Genomic DNA, 15,577 nt, shown 5'->3' with positions numbered 1-15,577 from the left:
GTCGACACGTGTGTGGGTTAATGCTCCCGGGGCTATCCCCGGAAAGCGGCGCATTTTATACCACAGGGACGACGCAAACGGAACCCGGAATCTGCAATCGCGTCAGGGACATGCGCGCCAGCCCCTTGGAATCGGGACAATGCACCGTATTGTATAGAGTGAAGCGATGCACGCAGGCGCGGATTTGCGCCTTTGGTCTGTTAGAATCGCATTTTTCGGGGCCGCCAAATCAACAGCTGCGCCCCTGTTCGTATCAGCAAGCGCCGCCGAGCGCAGAGAGAGTCTGTATGACCGTCACCCTCAAAACTCCCGAGGACATCGCTGGCATGCGTGTCGCCGGCAAACTGGCCGCCGATGTGCTGGAAATGATTGCCGAACACGTAAAACCGGGCGTGACCACCGATGAGCTGAACCAGATCTGCCACGACTATATCGTCGACGTGCAGAAAGCCATCCCTGCCCCGCTCAACTACAAGGGCTACCCGAAGTCGATCTGTACCTCGATCAACCATGTGGTCTGCCACGGCATCCCGAACGACAAGCCGCTGAAAAACGGCGACACCCTGAACATCGACGTCACCGTGATCAAGGACGGCTACCACGGCGACACCAGCCGCATGTTCCACGTCGGCACCGTGCCGGTCTGGGCCGAGCGCCTGTCGCAGGTCACCCAGGAGTGCATGTACAAGGCGATCGAAATCGTCAAACCCGGCTGCCGCCTCGGTGACATCGGCGAAATCATCCAGAAGCACGCGGAAAAGAACGGCTTCTCGGTGGTGCGCGAGTTCTGCGGCCATGGCATCGGCAAGGTATTCCACGAAGAACCGCAAATCCTGCACTACGGTCGCGCCGGCACCGGCATGGAACTGAAGGCTGGCATGACCTTTACCATCGAACCGATGATCAACCAGGGCAAGGCCGACACCAAAGTACTGGGCGACGGCTGGACCGCGATCACCAAGGATCGCAAGCTGTCAGCACAGTGGGAACACACTTTGCTTGTCACCGACACCGGCTACGAGATCTTCACCCTGCGCAGCGACGACACCATCCCGCGCATCTCGGCCTGACCCAGACACCGTTCCCAGCCTATAGAAGGAAAGCCAATCGATGCCGCAGGTGGATCCCGAACTCTTTGACCGCGGCCAGTTCCAGGCTGAACTGGCCCTGAAAGCGAGTCCCATCGCGGCGTTCAAGAAGGCGATCCGCCAGGCCCGCGAAGTGCTCGATGCACGCTTTCGGGCCGGTCGCGACATCCGCCGGCTGATCGAAGACCGGGCGTGGTTCGTCGACAACATCCTGCAAAAGGCCTGGGACCAGTTCGACTGGAGCGAAGACGCCGACATCGCGCTGGTCGCGGTCGGCGGCTACGGTCGCGGTGAGCTGCACCCCTACTCCGACATCGACCTGCTGATCCTGCTGGACAGCGCCGATCACGAAATCTTCCGCGATTCCATCGAGCGCTTTCTGACGCTGCTCTGGGATATCGGCCTGGAAGTCGGTCAGAGCGTTCGCTCGGTCGACGAATGCGCCGAAGAGGCCCGCGCCGACCTGACGGTGGTCACCAACCTGATGGAAAGCCGCACCATCTGCGGCCCCGAGCGCCTGCGCCAGCGCATGCTCGATGTCACCAGCACTGCGCACATGTGGCCAAGCAAGGATTTCTTTCTGGCCAAGCGCGCCGAGCAGAAGGCTCGCCACCACAAGTACAACGACACCGAATACAACCTGGAACCCAACGTCAAAGGCTCGCCCGGCGGACTACGGGATATTCAGACAATTCTGTGGGTAGCCCGTCGTCAGTACGGCACCCTGAACCTGCGCGCCCTGGCCGGCGAAGGCTTTCTGGTCGAGAGTGAAAACGCCTTGCTCGCGTCCTCCCAGGAATTCCTCTGGAAGGTGCGTTACGCCCTGCACATGCTGGCCGGTCGCTCCGAGGACCGCCTGCTGTTCGATCACCAGCGCACCATTGCCGGGCTGCTGGGGTTTGAAGGCGACGACGCCAAACAGGCCGTCGAAAACTTCATGCAGCAGTATTTCCGGGTGGTGATGAGCATCGCCCAGCTCAGCGACCTGATCATTCAGCACTTCGAGGAAGTCATCCTCGCCCCGGAAGACGAAGCGCCGCCGCAGCCGATCAACTCGCGCTTCCAGCTGCACGACGGTTACATCGAGGCACGCAACGACAACGTGTTCCGCCGCACGCCGTTCGCCATGCTCGAGATCTTCGTGCTGATGGCCCAGCAGCCGGAAATCAAAGGCGTACGCGCCGACACCATTCGTCTGCTGCGGGAAAACCGTCACCTGATCGACGACAACTTCCGCAACGACATCCGCAACACCAGCCTGTTCATCGAGCTGTTCAAGTGCAAGATCGGCATCCACCGCAACCTGCGGCGGATGAACCGTTACGGCATTCTCGGGCGCTATCTGCCGGAGTTCGGCTTCATCGTCGGGCAGATGCAGCATGACCTGTTCCACATCTATACGGTCGATGCGCACACCCTTAACCTGATCAAACACCTGCGCAAGTTGCAGTACACCCAGGTGTCGGAGAAATTCCCGCTGGCCGCCAAGCTCATGGCCAAACTGCCGAAGCCTGAACTCATTTATATGGCTGGCCTGTATCACGACATCGGCAAGGGCCGGCATGGCGATCACTCGGAAATTGGCGCAGTGGATGCCGAGGCGTTCTGCCAGCGCCACCAACTGCCGGTGTGGGACAGCCGCCTGATCGTGTGGCTGGTGCAGAACCACCTGGTGATGTCGACCACCGCCCAGCGCAAGGATTTGTCCGACCCGCAGGTAATCCATGACTTCGCGCTGGCGGTTGGTGACGAAACCCGTCTCGACTACCTGTACGTCCTGACCGTGGCCGACATCAATGCGACCAACCCGACCCTCTGGAACTCGTGGCGTGCCAGCCTGTTGCGCCAGCTCTACACCGAAACCAAGCGTGCCCTGCGCCGTGGACTGGAGAATCCGGTGGATCGCGAAGAGCAGATCCGCCAGACCCAGAGCGCAGCGCTGGACATACTGGTACGCGGCGGCACCGATCCGGATGACGTCGAGCAATTGTGGGCGCAACTGGGTGACGACTACTTCCTGCGTCACACCGCCGGCGATGTGGCCTGGCACACCGACGCCATCCTTCAGCAACCGGCTGACGGCGGTCCGCTGGTGCTGATCAAGGAAACCACCCAGCGCGAATTCGAGGGTGGCACGCAGATCTTCATCTATGCGCCGGACCAGCACGACTTCTTCGCCGTGACCGTGGCCGCGATGGACCAGCTCAACCTGAACATTCACGATGCCCGGGTCATCACGTCCAGCAGCCAGTTCACCCTCGACACCTACATCGTGCTCGACACCGATGGCGACTCGATCGGCGACAATCCGGTCCGGGTCAAGCAGATTCGCGACGGCCTGACCGAAGCCCTGCGCAACCCGGCCGACTACCCGACGATCATTCAGCGTCGAGTGCCGCGCCAGCTCAAGCATTTCGCGTTCGCCCCGCAGGTGACGATCCACAACGATGCCCAGCGCCCGGTGACGGTGCTGGAACTCACGGCACCCGATCGCCCGGGCCTGCTGGCACGGGTCGGCGGGATTTTCCTCGAATTCGACCTGTCGCTGCAGAACGCCAAGATCGCCACCCTGGGCGAGCGGGTGGAAGACGTGTTCTTCATCACCGACGCCCACAATCAACCGCTGTCCGACCCGCTGCTGTGCAGCCGTTTGCAGGATGCAATCGTCGAACAGCTGAGCGTCAATCAGGAACCCGATATCAAACTGTCGCGCATCAGCATTTGATTGCGCGCCCGGATTCAACCGCTTTGCACGAGATCCCGCACCGATGAACAACGCTCTGTCCCAGCTTCAGCCCTACCCGTTCGAAAAGCTCCGCGCCCTGCTCGGCAGCGTCACGCCAAACCCGGACAAGCGCCCGATCGCGCTGTCCATTGGCGAACCGAAGCATCGCTCGCCAAGCTTTGTCGCCGAGGCGCTGGCGAACAATTTGGAGCAGATGGCGGTGTACCCGACCACCCTCGGCATCCCGGCCCTGCGCGAAGCCATCGCGGCTTGGTGCGAACGTCGTTTCAACGTGCCGAGCGGCTGGATCGACCCGGCGCGCAACGTGCTGCCGGTCAACGGCACCCGTGAAGCGCTGTTCGCTTTCACCCAGACCGTGGTCAATCGTGGCGACGACGCGCTGGTGGTCAGCCCGAATCCGTTCTATCAGATCTACGAAGGCGCGGCGTTTCTCGCCGGCGCCAAGCCGCACTACCTGCCATGCCTGGACGAGAACGGCTTCAACCCGGACTTCGACGCGGTATCGCCTGACATCTGGAAGCGCTGCCAGATCCTGTTCCTGTGCTCGCCGGGCAACCCGACCGGCGCGCTGATTCCGGTCGACGTGCTGAAAAAGCTCATTGCCCTGGCCGACGAATACGACTTCGTGATCGCCGCCGACGAGTGCTACAGCGAGCTGTACTTCGACGAACAGACCCCGCCGCCGGGCCTGCTCAGCGCCTGCGCCGATCTGGGTCGCAAGGACTTCAAGCGTTGCGTGGTGTTCCACAGCCTGTCCAAGCGCTCGAACCTGCCGGGCCTGCGCTCCGGTTTTGTCGCCGGCGATGCCGACATCCTCAAGGGCTTCCTGCTGTACCGCACCTACCACGGCTGCGCGATGCCGGTTCAAACCCAACTGGCCAGCGTCGCCGCATGGAATGACGAAGTGCATGTTCGCGCCAACCGTGCGCTGTACCGCGAAAAATTCGATGCCGTGCTGGCGATCCTCAGCCCGGTGATGGATGTGCAGCGTCCGGATGGCAGCTTCTACCTGTGGCCGAATGTGCAAGGTGACGATGCCGCGTTCTGCCGGGATCTGTTTGCTGAAGAGCACGTGACTGTGGTGCCGGGTTCGTATCTGTCGCGGGACGTCGATGGCGTCAATCCGGGCGCCGGGCGCGTGCGCATGGCGCTGGTAGCCCCCTTGGCGGAGTGCGTGGAAGCGGCCGAGCGCATTCGCGATTTCGTCTTGCGCCATAAGTAATCGCTCACGCCCGTGCCGGGCAATCCGGCACGGGCGATCAAACATGACGTAACACTTCCCCCGCTTTTTGTACCCCACCTTTACGCTGGCCCGACGTTAGTCTTGAGTCGCGTCATTCTGCGCATCACCCAAAATCAATCTGCAACTTCATGGAAGAAGTAAATAATGAAAGAACTTCTGGATTGCCAACTGATTCAATGGCCTGACAACCAGGCGGCTTACATCGCCGCCATCAACGAGAACCCGGCGAATGCCGGCACCCAAAGCACAGCAGGCTCTCGCCGCAAACGCTCTGTGGTCAACTATTCGAAACTCTGGGCAAATGGCCGAACATTGAAAATTGCTTTCATGGACGCACCCGACGCCGATCATAAGACAAGGATTATCAACGCGGCTCGTAAATGGCTGGCTTATATCAACCTGACATTCGAATTCGTCGAAGATCTGAAAGGCGATATTCGCATCGCAACCCGAAACAATGACAACAGTTCAATGCTGGGTACCGATGCCCTGTTGATACATCCCGACCATCCAACGATGAATCTGGGCGTCAAACCAGAGCATCCCGATTTCGAGACCATCGTGATCCACGAGTTCGGCCATGCACTGGGCGCCCTGCATGAACATCAGCACCCTCAAGCCAATATTCCGTGGGACAAACCCAAGGTTTACGAGTTTTACCGGAATCGGGAAATGAATCCGCTGACTCACGAACAGGTCGACCGCAACCTGTTCGCGACCTTCGATACGCTGGATGCGATTTATACGAACTACGACAGGCGATCGATCATGCATCATCCTGTATCGAACGATTTGACCATCGGCAACTGGGAAGTACCGACAAACCGCAAGATCAGTAAAAAAGACAAACAATTGATGAAGCTGCTTTATCCAAAATAATTCGGACATTTCAAACTAAAAAGTTTGCCAGGTGCAACGCCTGGCAAACTTGAATTGAAAACACACAACCTTACATCAAACAACTTTCACAAACTAACATCTACCACTAACTTCAACACCACCCGAACCCATCGAGCTCCGGGAAATTCAACTATCAATTCTACAAGCAAGGACATTTGAACATGAATCCGACTTTCACCGCCCCCCGTCGTAAAAAACGTGCAATTGGCAAACCGGCTCACTTCTGGACACCGGGTCAAACATTACGCATTGCCTTCTTAAACGGCGACCAGCCGTTCAAGGACGCGGTCAAGTCTGCTGCCAGCGAATGGCTGTCGTACATCAATTTGAACTTTGATTTCGTCGAGGGTGAATCGGGAGATATCCGAATCAGCAGCGAGCCCGGGATTTACTGGTCGATGATTGGCACCCACGCACTGCTGATCGAGGACGGCCCGACCATGAGGCTGTCGCCGGATCTGCAGGCACCGGCGTTTTTTGCCGCCAACGTCATGCACGAGTTCGGGCATGCGCTGGGGGCCGAGCATGAGCACCTGCATCCGGAATCGAACATCCCCTGGAACAAGGCAGCGGTCTATGCCGCGCACTGGGTCAAAGAAAACGCCGACGAAGACGATTACGCCCGCCGGTCTGTCGATGAACGCTACTTCAACCTGCTCGATGCCAGCGATTTCGACTATTCACCCTACGATCCGAAATCGATCATGCACTACGCCGTGCGTCAGGACTGGACTCACGGCGACTTCAAGATTGATCTGAATCTGGAGCTCAGTGAAAAGGACAAGACGTTCATGTCGAAAGCCTACCCCTACCCTGCTGAACAAGCGGAGTAACCCATTCGGACCAACGTGACGCCATTATTTGACCGACCCCAGATTCGCCTCACTCAAGTCCAGTTCGCCCAACACTTCACGCAGAACGTCATCGCCAATCTGGTGCTGACGACTGAGGCTGTATAACTCAAGGCGTTGCGCGCGCAGTGCCTTGAGGCGCAAGCGGCGTTCGAGCAGATCCATCTGGAACGCCAGCGCCTGGGCTTCGGCCGAATCGTTGAAGACCTCCAGTTGATGGCGATACTCGGACATGATCCGCGCCTTGAGCTCCGCTGCCAGCGCGGCTTGCGCGGCGTCCTGCGGGTTGACCTCTTCGGTTTCCAGCGCATGGATCGCCGCTTCCGCCGTCTTGCGCCAGGCGTCGCGCACTTCCTGACGACGCTTGTCGTCCGGACTTTTTTCGATACCGCGCAACAGCAACGGCAGCGCAATACAGGCCGCCACCAGCGATAACAGAATCACCCCGGCGGCGATGAAGATCAGCAGATCGCGCTCGGGGAACGCCTCGCTCCCCATCAGCATTGGCACCGACATCACGCCCGCCAGGGTCACCGCACCGCGCACGCCGCCGACGGTCAGCAGCCAGCAGGAACGGGCGGTCGGCACCTGCGTCAGATCACCCTTGCCGCGCAAGCGACGCAGCAGCACCGACAGCCGCCAGATGCTCTGCACCCAGATGAAGCGCAACAACACCAGCGCCAGAAAAATCGCCACCACATCGAGACAGCGATAGAACAGGGTCGGCCATAACGATGTCTCGTGGCTGACCACCGCTTTAACGATGTCCGGAAGTTGCAGGCCGAGCAGCAGGAAGATCAAACCGTTGAAGGCAAACTCCAGCAACGACCAGACGCTGCGGTTGAGCAACCGGGTGCTGGTCTGGCGCGGCAGCAGATCGAGCCAGCTCTGCATCATCCCCGCCGCCACTGCCGAAAGAATGCCCGACGCGCCAAGCCGCTCGGCCAGCACGTAAGCGGCGAATGGCAGCAGCAACATGAACACCACGTGGGTCGCCGGATCGTCCCAGCCCCGGGCAATCATCCAGGCGCGCAACCTTCCGACCAGCCAGCTCAGCGCCACGCCGACCGCCAGCCCGCCGACGGCCACCAGCACGAAGGTCAGGCTGGCATTGGCCAGGGAAAACGCACCGGTCACCGCCGCGACCAGCGCGAACTTGAACGTCACCAGACCCGAGGCGTCGTTCATCAACGCCTCGCCCTGCAACATGTGCATCAACGGCGTCGGCAGGCGGTTCTGTGAGATGGCCGAGACTGCAACAGCATCCGTCGGCGACAGCACCGCCGCCAGCGCAAAGGCCACCGGCAAAGGAATCGTCGGCAGCAGCCAGTGAATGAAGTAGCCGGCACCGACCACGGTAAACAGCACCAAACCCACCGCCAGCGTCAGCACCGGCCCGCGCAGGCGCCACAATTCGCGCTTGGGCATGCGCCAGCCATCGGAAAACAGCAGCGGCGGCAGGAACAGAAACAGGAACAGTTCGGGATCGAGGGCCACGTGCAGGCCGAGAGTCGGCCAGGCCAGCAAGGCACCGGCGGCAATCTGCACCAGTGGCAGCGGCAGCGGAATCACCCGTCCCACCAGGCGCGAGACACTGACCAGCATCAGCAGGATCAGGACGGTATAAGCAGTTTGCATAAAGCGGAAATCCCGGACAATCGACAGCGTTGAACTGCCATATTAGCCGCTTAGGCTGTGCGTGACCGTTGCACCTATGTCGCAGCCCGCTCAGCAAAAGCAACCTCGGCGCCGCGAAACCGTCTGGTCATGGCATAATCCGACACCATTTTTTTCCAGCACCTGTAAAGGGGGCAATTCCTTGACCGTTTCAAGCAAAACGTTGCACCTTTTCGGCATCAAAGCCTGCGACACCATGAAAAAGGCGCGCACCTGGCTCGATGAACACGCTGTCAGCTATGACTTCCACGATTACAAGACCGCCGGCATTGACCGCGAGCACCTGACCCAATGGTGCGACGAACATGGCTGGCAAACGGTGTTGAACCGCGCAGGCACGACCTTTCGCAAACTCGACGACGAACGCAAAGCCGATCTCGACCAGTCGAAAGCCATCGAACTGATGCTCGCTCAACCCTCGATGATCAAGCGCCCGGTGCTCGATCTCGGTGACCGAACCCTGATTGGCTTCAAGCCAGACATCTACGCGGCCGCCCTCAAGTAAGCAGCCCGTCACATTTTGTAGAGGTATTCACATGTCCAACTCCCTGTTCAGTATCGCCTTCGGCGTCGGCACCCAGAACCGTCAAGGCGCATGGCTGGAAGTGTTCTACGCCCAGCCGCTGCTCAATCCTTCGGCTGAACTGGTCGCCGCTGTTGCCCCGATCCTCGGCTACACCGAAGGCAACCAGGCCATCACCTTCACCACCGCACAGGCTGCGCAACTGGCTGAAGCCGTGAAAGGCATCGACGCGGTACAAGGCAAACTGCTGACCCGTCTGGCTGAAAGCCACAAGCCACTGGTCGCCACCCTGCTGGCCGAAGACGCTCAGTTGACCTCGACTCCTGAGGCTTATCTGAAGCTGCACTTGCTGTCCCATCGTCTGGTCAAGCCGCACGGCGTGAGCCTGGCCGGGATCTTCCCGCTGCTGCCAAACGTGGCATGGACCAGCCAGGGCGCCATCGACCTGAGCGAACTGGCCGAGCTGCAACTCGAAGCCCGTCTGCGTGGCGAACTGCTGGAAGTGTTCTCGGTGGACAAATTCCCGAAAATGACCGACTACGTGGTACCGGCCGGCGTGCGTATCGCTGACGCCGCGCGTCTGCGTCTGGGCGCCTACGTGGGCGAAGGCACCACCGTGATGCACGAAGGCTTCATCAACTTCAACGCCGGCACCGAAGGCCCGGGCATGATCGAAGGCCGCGTTTCCGCTGGCGTATTCGTCGGCAAGGGCTCGGACCTGGGCGGCGGCTGCTCGACCATGGGCACCCTGTCGGGCGGCGGCAACATCGTGATCAAGGTCGGCGAAGGCTGCCTGATCGGCGCCAACGCCGGTATCGGTATCCCGTTGGGCGACCGCAACACCGTCGAGTCGGGCCTGTACGTGACCGCCGGCACCAAAGTCGCACTGCTGGACGAGAACAACAATCTGGTCAAAGTGGTCAAGGCCCGTGAACTGGCCGGTCAGACCGACCTGCTGTTCCGTCGCAATTCGGAAACCGGTGCCGTGGAATGCAAAACCCACAAATCGGCGATCGAACTGAACGAAGCACTGCACGCTCACAACTAAGCGCCAGAAGCTCACCTGAGGGAGCCAGCCTGTTTGCGATGGCGTTCGACCGATCGTCATCGCGGGCAAGCCCGCTCCCACAGGGTTCGGCGTTAACCCGCCCATCTTCACCAGGGCTTGAAACCGTGATGATTCCCTCCCCCTGGCGCGCCGATTTCCCGGCCATCGCCGCCCTGCAACGGCAAGACCAGACTTACCTGGACAACGCCGCCACCACGCAAAAACCCCAGGCCTTGCTCGACGCGCTGGCGCATTACTACGCCAACGGCGCAGCCAACGTGCATCGTGCCCAGCACTTGCCCGGCGCCCATGCCACGCAGGCGTTCGAGGACAGCCGCCTGAAGGTTGCCCAGTGGCTGAATGCCGGTGACAGCGGGCAGATCATCTTTACCCACGGCGCCACCAGCGCGCTGAATCTCCTGGCTTACGGCCTGGAACATCTTCTCCATCCGGGCGATGAAATTGTCATCAGCGCCCTGGAGCATCACGCCAACCTGCTGCCTTGGCAGCAACTGGCACAACGTCGCGAACTCAAACTGGTGATCCTGCCGCTGGACGATGACGGCGTGATCGACCTCGCCGCCGCCGTTCACCTGATCGGCCCGCGCACTCGCTTGCTGGCGGTCAGTCAGTTGTCCAACGTGCTTGGTGCCTGGCAACCGTTGCCGGCATTGTTGGCGATGGCCAAAGCACACAACGCGCTGACCGTGGTCGATGGCGCTCAAGGCGTGGTCCACGGCCGGCATGACGTGCAGGCGCTGGGTTGCGACTTTTACGTGTTTTCCAGCCACAAGCTGTACGGCCCCGATGGCCTCGGCGTGCTGTTCGGGTGCAACGCAGCGCTTGAGCAACTGCGCCCGTGGCAATTTGGTGGCGAGATGGTGCTGGAAGCCAATTATCACGACGCTCGTTTTCGTCCGGCGCCACTGGGCTTCGAGGCCGGAACGCCACCGATTGCCAGCGTGATCGGCCTGGGTGCGACCCTCGACTACCTGGCCGGTCTGGATCAGGACGCCGTGTCCGCCCACGAAGCCGCGCTGCACGATTACCTTTTGCGAGGCCTCGCCGCCCGCAATGGCATCCGTCTGCTGGGCAAGCCGCAACTGGCGCTGGCCAGTTTTGTCGTCGAAGGCGTGCACAACGCCGATCTGGCGCATTTGCTGACCGAGCAAGGCATCGCCGTGCGTGCCGGGCATCACTGCGCGATGCCGTTGCTCAAGCGCTTTGAACTGGCCGGGGCCATCCGCGTGTCGCTGGCGCTGTACAACGATTCCGAGGATCTGGAGCGGTTCTTTGAGGCGCTGGATCAGGCGTTGGAGTTGTTGCGATGAGCCTGCCGGTAGAAGCCGCCGAGGCGCTGCAAACGTTTCAGAACGCTGCCGGTTGGGAACAACGGGCGCGGCTGTTGATGCAGTTCGGTGATCGCCTGCCGCCGTTGAGCGATGCGGACAAGTGCGACGCCAACCGGGTGCACGGCTGTGAAAGCCAGGTGTGGCTGGTTGGCGAGTTGAGCGACGGCCACTGGCAATTCGCAGCGAGCAGCGATGCACGGATGATTCGCGGGTTGGTGGCGTTGCTGCTGTTGCGGGTCAACGGCTTGACCGCGAGGGAGCTGCAGCAGGTGGATCTGCCGGACTGGTTCAATCAGTTGGGACTGTCGCGGCAGTTGTCGCCGTCGCGCAGCAATGGCTTGAATGCCGTTCTGCAGCGGATGAACGAGCTGGCGCAGTAAAGGGCTGCTGCGCAGCCCTATGCTTCAGGCCTGAGGCTTGACCCGATCCGCCGGGCGCCGAACACCCGCCACAATCTTGTCTACAGCCTTGGTCGCCGCGACCATGCCGAACGTCGCCGTCACCATCATCACCGCGCCAAACCCGCCGGCGCAGTCCAGCTTCACGCCATCACCGACAAAACTCTTCTGCAGGCAAATGCTGCCGTCCGGTTTCGGATAGCGCAGCTGTTCGGTGGAGAACACGCACGGCACGCTGTAATGGCGAGTCACAGTGCGCGAGAAACCATAGTCACGACGCAGCGTGGAGCGCACTTTCGAGGCCAGAGGATCATTGAACGTACGGTTGAGGTCGCAGACCTGAATCAGCGTCGGATCGATCTGCCCGCCCGCCCCGCCGGTGGTGATGATCTGGATCTTGCGCCGTTTGCACCAGGCGATCAGCGCGGCTTTTGCGTTGACGGCGTCGATGCAGTCGATCACGCAATCGATGTTCGGCGTGATGTATTCGGCCATGGTGTCGCGGGTGACGAAATCCGCCACGGCGTGCACCGTGCAGTCAGGGTTGATCCCGCGCAGACGCTCGGCCATCACCTCGACCTTGGGCTTGCCGACCGTGCTGTCCAGCGCGTGCAACTGGCGGTTGGCGTTGCTGACGCAGACGTCGTCGAGGTCGAACAGCGAAATTTCGCCCACCCCGCAACGGGCCATGGCTTCCGCCGCCCAGGAACCGACGCCGCCAACGCCGACAATCGCCACGTGGGCTGCACGCAGGCGCTCGAGGCCCTCGATGCCATACAAACGGGCGATGCCTGCAAACCGCGGATCTTCTGTACTCATGACCATTACCCTGAAAACCGGCGCGCATTATAGGGCCGTCGGCGGCCAAGAGCATCTTTGCGCTATGAACGGCGAATGCGCCTGCTTTAATTAAAGCTGCACGTAACAAAGATTTGTCTTACACGCTGAAACGAAAGAACTTAAGTCAGGTTGGATTGCCCAACGTCCGGCATTTCCCTGTCTCTTGTAGGACTAGGCGAACTGCCGGTGTAGGATGCGCGCCCTCTTGGCGTCAACCAGCCGACCCTTCGTTCCACAGCCTTTGGAACCCGACACAGCTATGTCATCGCGTAAATTTGGACTCAACCTGGTGGTGGTTCTGGCAATCGCCGCCCTGTTCACCGGTTTCTGGGCGCTGATCAATCGCCCCGTCTCCGCGCCGAACTGGCCGGAGCAGATCTCCGGTTTCTCCTATTCACCATTCCAGCAAGGACAGTTCCCACAGAAGGATCAGTATCCGTCCGACGATGAAATGCGCCGCGACCTGGAGATCATGAGCAAGCTGACGGACAACATCCGCATCTACTCGGTCGACGGCTCCCTGCAGGACATCCCGAAACTGGCGGAAGAATTCGGCCTTCGCGTGACCCTGGGGATCTGGATCAGCCCCGACCAGGAACGCAACGAGCGGGAAATCACCCGCGCCATCGAACTGGCCAACACCTCGCGCAGCGTAGTTCGCGTAGTGGTCGGTAACGAAGCGATCTTCCGCAAGGAAATCACTGCCCAGGAACTCAGCGTGTTGCTCGACCGCGTGCGCGCGGCAGTCAAAGTGCCGGTGACCACCTCCGAACAGTGGCACGTCTGGGAAGAGCACCCGGAACTGGCCAAGCACGTCGACCTGATCGCCGCGCACGTGCTGCCTTACTGGGAATTCATTCCGGTGGACAAGGCCGGGCAGTTCGTTTTCGACCGCGCTCGCGACCTGAAAAAGATGTTCCCGAAAAAGCCGCTGCTGCTGTCCGAAGTGGGCTGGCCGAGCAACGGCCGCATGCGCGGTGGCGCCGATGCGTCGCCGGCGGATCAGGCGATCTACCTGCGCACGCTGGTCAACAAACTCAACCGCCAGGGCTTCAACTACTTCGTGATCGAAGCGTTCGACCAGCCATGGAAGGCCAGCGACGAAGGTTCGGTCGGCGCTTACTGGGGCGTGTTCAACGCCGCGCGCCAGCAGAAATTCAACTTCGAAGGCCCGGTGGTGGCGATCCCGCAATGGCGCGTGCTGGCCATCGGTTCGGTGGTGCTGGCGCTGTTGTCGCTGACCCTGCTGATGATCGACGGCTCGGCCCTGCGTCAGCGCGGCCGTACCTTCCTGACCTTTATCGCGTTCCTCTGCGGTTCGGTGCTGGTGTGGATCGGTTACGACTACAGCCAGCAATACAGCACGTGGTTCAGCCTGACGGTGGGCTTCCTGCTCGCGCTCGGTGCGCTCGGGGTGTTCATCGTGCTGCTGACCGAGGCCCACGAACTGGCCGAGGCGGTGTGGATTCACAAACGCCGGCGTGAATTCCTGCCGGTGGTCGGCGACTCCGACTACCGCCCGAAAGTCTCGATCCACGTGCCCTGCTACAACGAGCCGCCGGAGATGGTCAAACAGACCCTCAACGCCCTGGCCAACCTCGACTATCCGGACTTCGAAGTCCTGATCATCGACAACAACACCAAGGACCCGGCGGTCTGGGAACCGGTGCGCGACTATTGCGAAACGCTCGGCCCGCGCTTCAAGTTCTTCCACGTCTCGCCCCTGGCCGGTTTCAAGGGCGGTGCGCTGAACTACCTGATCCCGCACACCGCCAAGGACGCCGAAGTGATCGCAGTGATCGACTCCGACTACTGCGTGCACCCGAACTGGCTCAAGCACATGGTGCCGCACTTCGCCGACCCGAAAATCGCCGTGGTGCAGTCGCCGCAGGATTACCGCGACCAGAACGAAAGCACCTTCAAGAAGCTCTGCTACGCCGAATACAAAGGCTTCTTCCACATCGGCATGGTCACCCGCAACGACCGCGACGCGATCATCCAGCACGGCACCATGACCATGACCCGTCGCTCGGTTCTGGAAGAACTGGGCTGGGCCGACTGGTGCATCTGTGAAGACGCCGAGCTTGGTCTGCGGGTATTCGAGAAAGGCCTGTCGGCGGCGTATTACCACGACAGTTATGGCAAGGGTCTGATGCCGGACACCTTCATCGACTTCAAGAAGCAGCGTTTCCGCTGGGCCTACGGTGCGATCCAGATCATCAAGCGCCACACCCGCAGCCTGCTGCGCGGCAAGGACACCGAGCTGACGCGCGGCCAGCGTTACCACTTCCTCGCGGGCTGGCTGCCGTGGGTGGCGGACGGCATGAACATCTTCTTCACCGTCGGCGCGCTGTTGTGGTCGGCGGCGATGATCATCGTGCCGCAACGGGTCGACCCACCGCTGCTGATTTTCGCGATCCCGCCGTTGGCGCTGTTCGTGTTCAAGGTCGGCAAGATCATCTTCCTCTACCGTCGCGCCGTGGGCGTGAACCTCAAGGATGCGTTCTGCGCGGCACTGGCCGGTCTGGCGTTGTCGCACACCATCGCCAAAGCGGTGCTGTACGGCTTCTTCACCAGCAGCATTCCGTTCTTCCGCACCCCGAAAAACGCCGACAACCATGGCTTCTGGGTGGCGATTTCCGAGGCCCGGGAAGAGCTGTTCATCATGCTGCTGTTGTGGGGCGCGGCGCTGGGGATCTTCCTGGTGCAGGGCATTCCGAGCAACGACATGCGCTTCTGGGTGGCCATGCTGCTGGTGCAATCGCTGCCGTATGTAGCGGCGCTGATCATGGCGTTCCTGTCGTCGCTGCCAAAACCTGCGGCTGCGCCTGAACCGGCACCAGTGGTCTAAATCCTCACCGATGCACTAAACGGCGGCCAATGGTCGCCGTTTTGCTTTAAGATAACCGCC

General features: G+C 60.8%; 12 protein-coding genes. 10 read left to right on the top strand and 2 right to left on the bottom strand.

What is annotated here, in order from left to right:
• The first annotated feature begins 287 nt into the window (after positions 1 to 287).
• From map to QRN46_RS19160, 5 genes are all read left to right on the top strand, one after another.
• On the top strand, positions 288 to 1,070 hold the full coding sequence (gene map, locus QRN46_RS19180) for a type I methionyl aminopeptidase (protein WP_011332681.1): 783 nt from the start codon (positions 288 to 290) through the stop codon (positions 1,068 to 1,070).
• 40 nt (positions 1,071 to 1,110) lie between these two features.
• Positions 1,111 to 3,813 (top strand): [protein-PII] uridylyltransferase, encoded by a 2,703-nt coding sequence (locus QRN46_RS19175; RefSeq protein WP_007954768.1) that lies wholly within the window; start codon positions 1,111 to 1,113, stop codon positions 3,811 to 3,813.
• 43 nt (positions 3,814 to 3,856) lie between these two features.
• Positions 3,857 to 5,056: a succinyldiaminopimelate transaminase gene (gene dapC / locus QRN46_RS19170; RefSeq protein ID WP_108559814.1), complete on the top strand. Its 1,200-nt coding sequence runs from the start codon at positions 3,857 to 3,859 to the stop codon at positions 5,054 to 5,056.
• A 165-nt stretch (positions 5,057 to 5,221) separates the two neighbouring features.
• A complete protein-coding gene (locus tag QRN46_RS19165) occupies positions 5,222 to 5,956 on the top strand; it encodes a M12 family metallopeptidase (protein WP_011332679.1) in 735 nt (244 codons plus the stop codon).
• 182 nt (positions 5,957 to 6,138) lie between these two features.
• Positions 6,139 to 6,810, top strand: coding sequence for a M12 family metallopeptidase (locus QRN46_RS19160; RefSeq protein WP_011332678.1), 672 nt, complete (start codon positions 6,139 to 6,141; stop codon positions 6,808 to 6,810).
• Between the two features lie 24 nt (positions 6,811 to 6,834).
• Here the strand turns inward: QRN46_RS19160 and QRN46_RS19155 are convergent, their stop codons facing one another.
• On the bottom strand, positions 6,835 to 8,466 hold the full coding sequence (locus QRN46_RS19155; protein WP_011332677.1) for a Na+/H+ antiporter: 1,632 nt from the start codon (positions 8,464 to 8,466) through the stop codon (positions 6,835 to 6,837).
• Positions 8,467 to 8,647: 181 nt separating this feature from the next.
• Between QRN46_RS19155 and QRN46_RS19150 the strand changes: the two genes are divergently transcribed.
• The 4 genes from QRN46_RS19150 (at position 8,648) to QRN46_RS19135 (ending at position 11,808) form a co-directional block, all read left to right on the top strand.
• Positions 8,648 to 9,010: an ArsC family reductase gene (locus QRN46_RS19150; protein WP_003222107.1), complete on the top strand. Its 363-nt coding sequence runs from the start codon at positions 8,648 to 8,650 to the stop codon at positions 9,008 to 9,010.
• Positions 9,011 to 9,041: 31 nt separating this feature from the next.
• The gene (gene dapD, locus QRN46_RS19145) at positions 9,042 to 10,076 is read left to right on the top strand and encodes a 2,3,4,5-tetrahydropyridine-2,6-dicarboxylate N-succinyltransferase (RefSeq protein ID WP_011332675.1); all 1,035 of its coding nucleotides are present in this window, start codon (positions 9,042 to 9,044) and stop codon (positions 10,074 to 10,076) included.
• 125 nt (positions 10,077 to 10,201) lie between these two features.
• Positions 10,202 to 11,407: an aminotransferase class V-fold PLP-dependent enzyme gene (locus QRN46_RS19140; protein WP_041475152.1), complete on the top strand. Its 1,206-nt coding sequence runs from the start codon at positions 10,202 to 10,204 to the stop codon at positions 11,405 to 11,407.
• A complete protein-coding gene (locus tag QRN46_RS19135; protein WP_201816935.1) occupies positions 11,404 to 11,808 on the top strand; it encodes a SufE family protein in 405 nt (134 codons plus the stop codon). Before QRN46_RS19140 ends, QRN46_RS19135 begins: the two co-directional genes overlap by 4 nt.
• 24 nt (positions 11,809 to 11,832) lie before the next feature.
• Here the strand turns inward: QRN46_RS19135 and tcdA are convergent, their stop codons facing one another.
• Complete coding sequence (tcdA, locus tag QRN46_RS19130) at positions 11,833 to 12,651, bottom strand: tRNA cyclic N6-threonylcarbamoyladenosine(37) synthase TcdA (protein ID WP_039762445.1); 819 nt, start codon at positions 12,649 to 12,651, stop codon at positions 11,833 to 11,835.
• A 274-nt stretch (positions 12,652 to 12,925) separates the two neighbouring features.
• On the opposite strand from tcdA, the gene QRN46_RS19125 reads away from it, so the two are divergent.
• Positions 12,926 to 15,517 (top strand): glycosyltransferase, encoded by a 2,592-nt coding sequence (locus QRN46_RS19125; protein WP_041475151.1) that lies wholly within the window; start codon positions 12,926 to 12,928, stop codon positions 15,515 to 15,517.
• Positions 15,518 to 15,577: the final 60 nt, after the last annotated feature.

The organism is Pseudomonas sp. lyk4-R2A-10 (assembly GCF_030209075.1).
Lineage (GTDB): Bacteria > Pseudomonadota > Gammaproteobacteria > Pseudomonadales > Pseudomonadaceae > Aquipseudomonas > Aquipseudomonas glycinae.
The sequence above is the reverse complement of the archived record's forward strand: the minus strand, read 5'-3'. Positions and strand labels throughout refer to the sequence as shown.

Excerpts from the sequence above, each read along its gene's own strand:
- QRN46_RS19125 (WP_041475151.1), top strand. The coding sequence starts at position 12,926 with ATGTCATCGCGTAAATTTGGACTCAACCTGGTGGTGGTTCTGGCAATC.
- dapD (WP_011332675.1), top strand. The coding sequence starts at position 9,042 with ATGTCCAACTCCCTGTTCAGTATCGCCTTCGGCGTCGGCACCCAGAAC.
- QRN46_RS19155 (WP_011332677.1), bottom strand. The coding sequence starts at position 8,466 with ATGCAAACTGCTTATACCGTCCTGATCCTGCTGATGCTGGTCAGTGTC.
- QRN46_RS19160 (WP_011332678.1), top strand. The coding sequence starts at position 6,139 with ATGAATCCGACTTTCACCGCCCCCCGTCGTAAAAAACGTGCAATTGGC.
- dapC (WP_108559814.1), top strand. The coding sequence starts at position 3,857 with ATGAACAACGCTCTGTCCCAGCTTCAGCCCTACCCGTTCGAAAAGCTC.
- QRN46_RS19165 (WP_011332679.1), top strand. The coding sequence starts at position 5,222 with ATGAAAGAACTTCTGGATTGCCAACTGATTCAATGGCCTGACAACCAG.
- tcdA (WP_039762445.1), bottom strand. The coding sequence starts at position 12,651 with ATGGTCATGAGTACAGAAGATCCGCGGTTTGCAGGCATCGCCCGTTTG.
- QRN46_RS19175 (WP_007954768.1), top strand. The coding sequence starts at position 1,111 with ATGCCGCAGGTGGATCCCGAACTCTTTGACCGCGGCCAGTTCCAGGCT.
- map (WP_011332681.1), top strand. The coding sequence starts at position 288 with ATGACCGTCACCCTCAAAACTCCCGAGGACATCGCTGGCATGCGTGTC.
- QRN46_RS19135 (WP_201816935.1), top strand. The coding sequence starts at position 11,404 with ATGAGCCTGCCGGTAGAAGCCGCCGAGGCGCTGCAAACGTTTCAGAAC.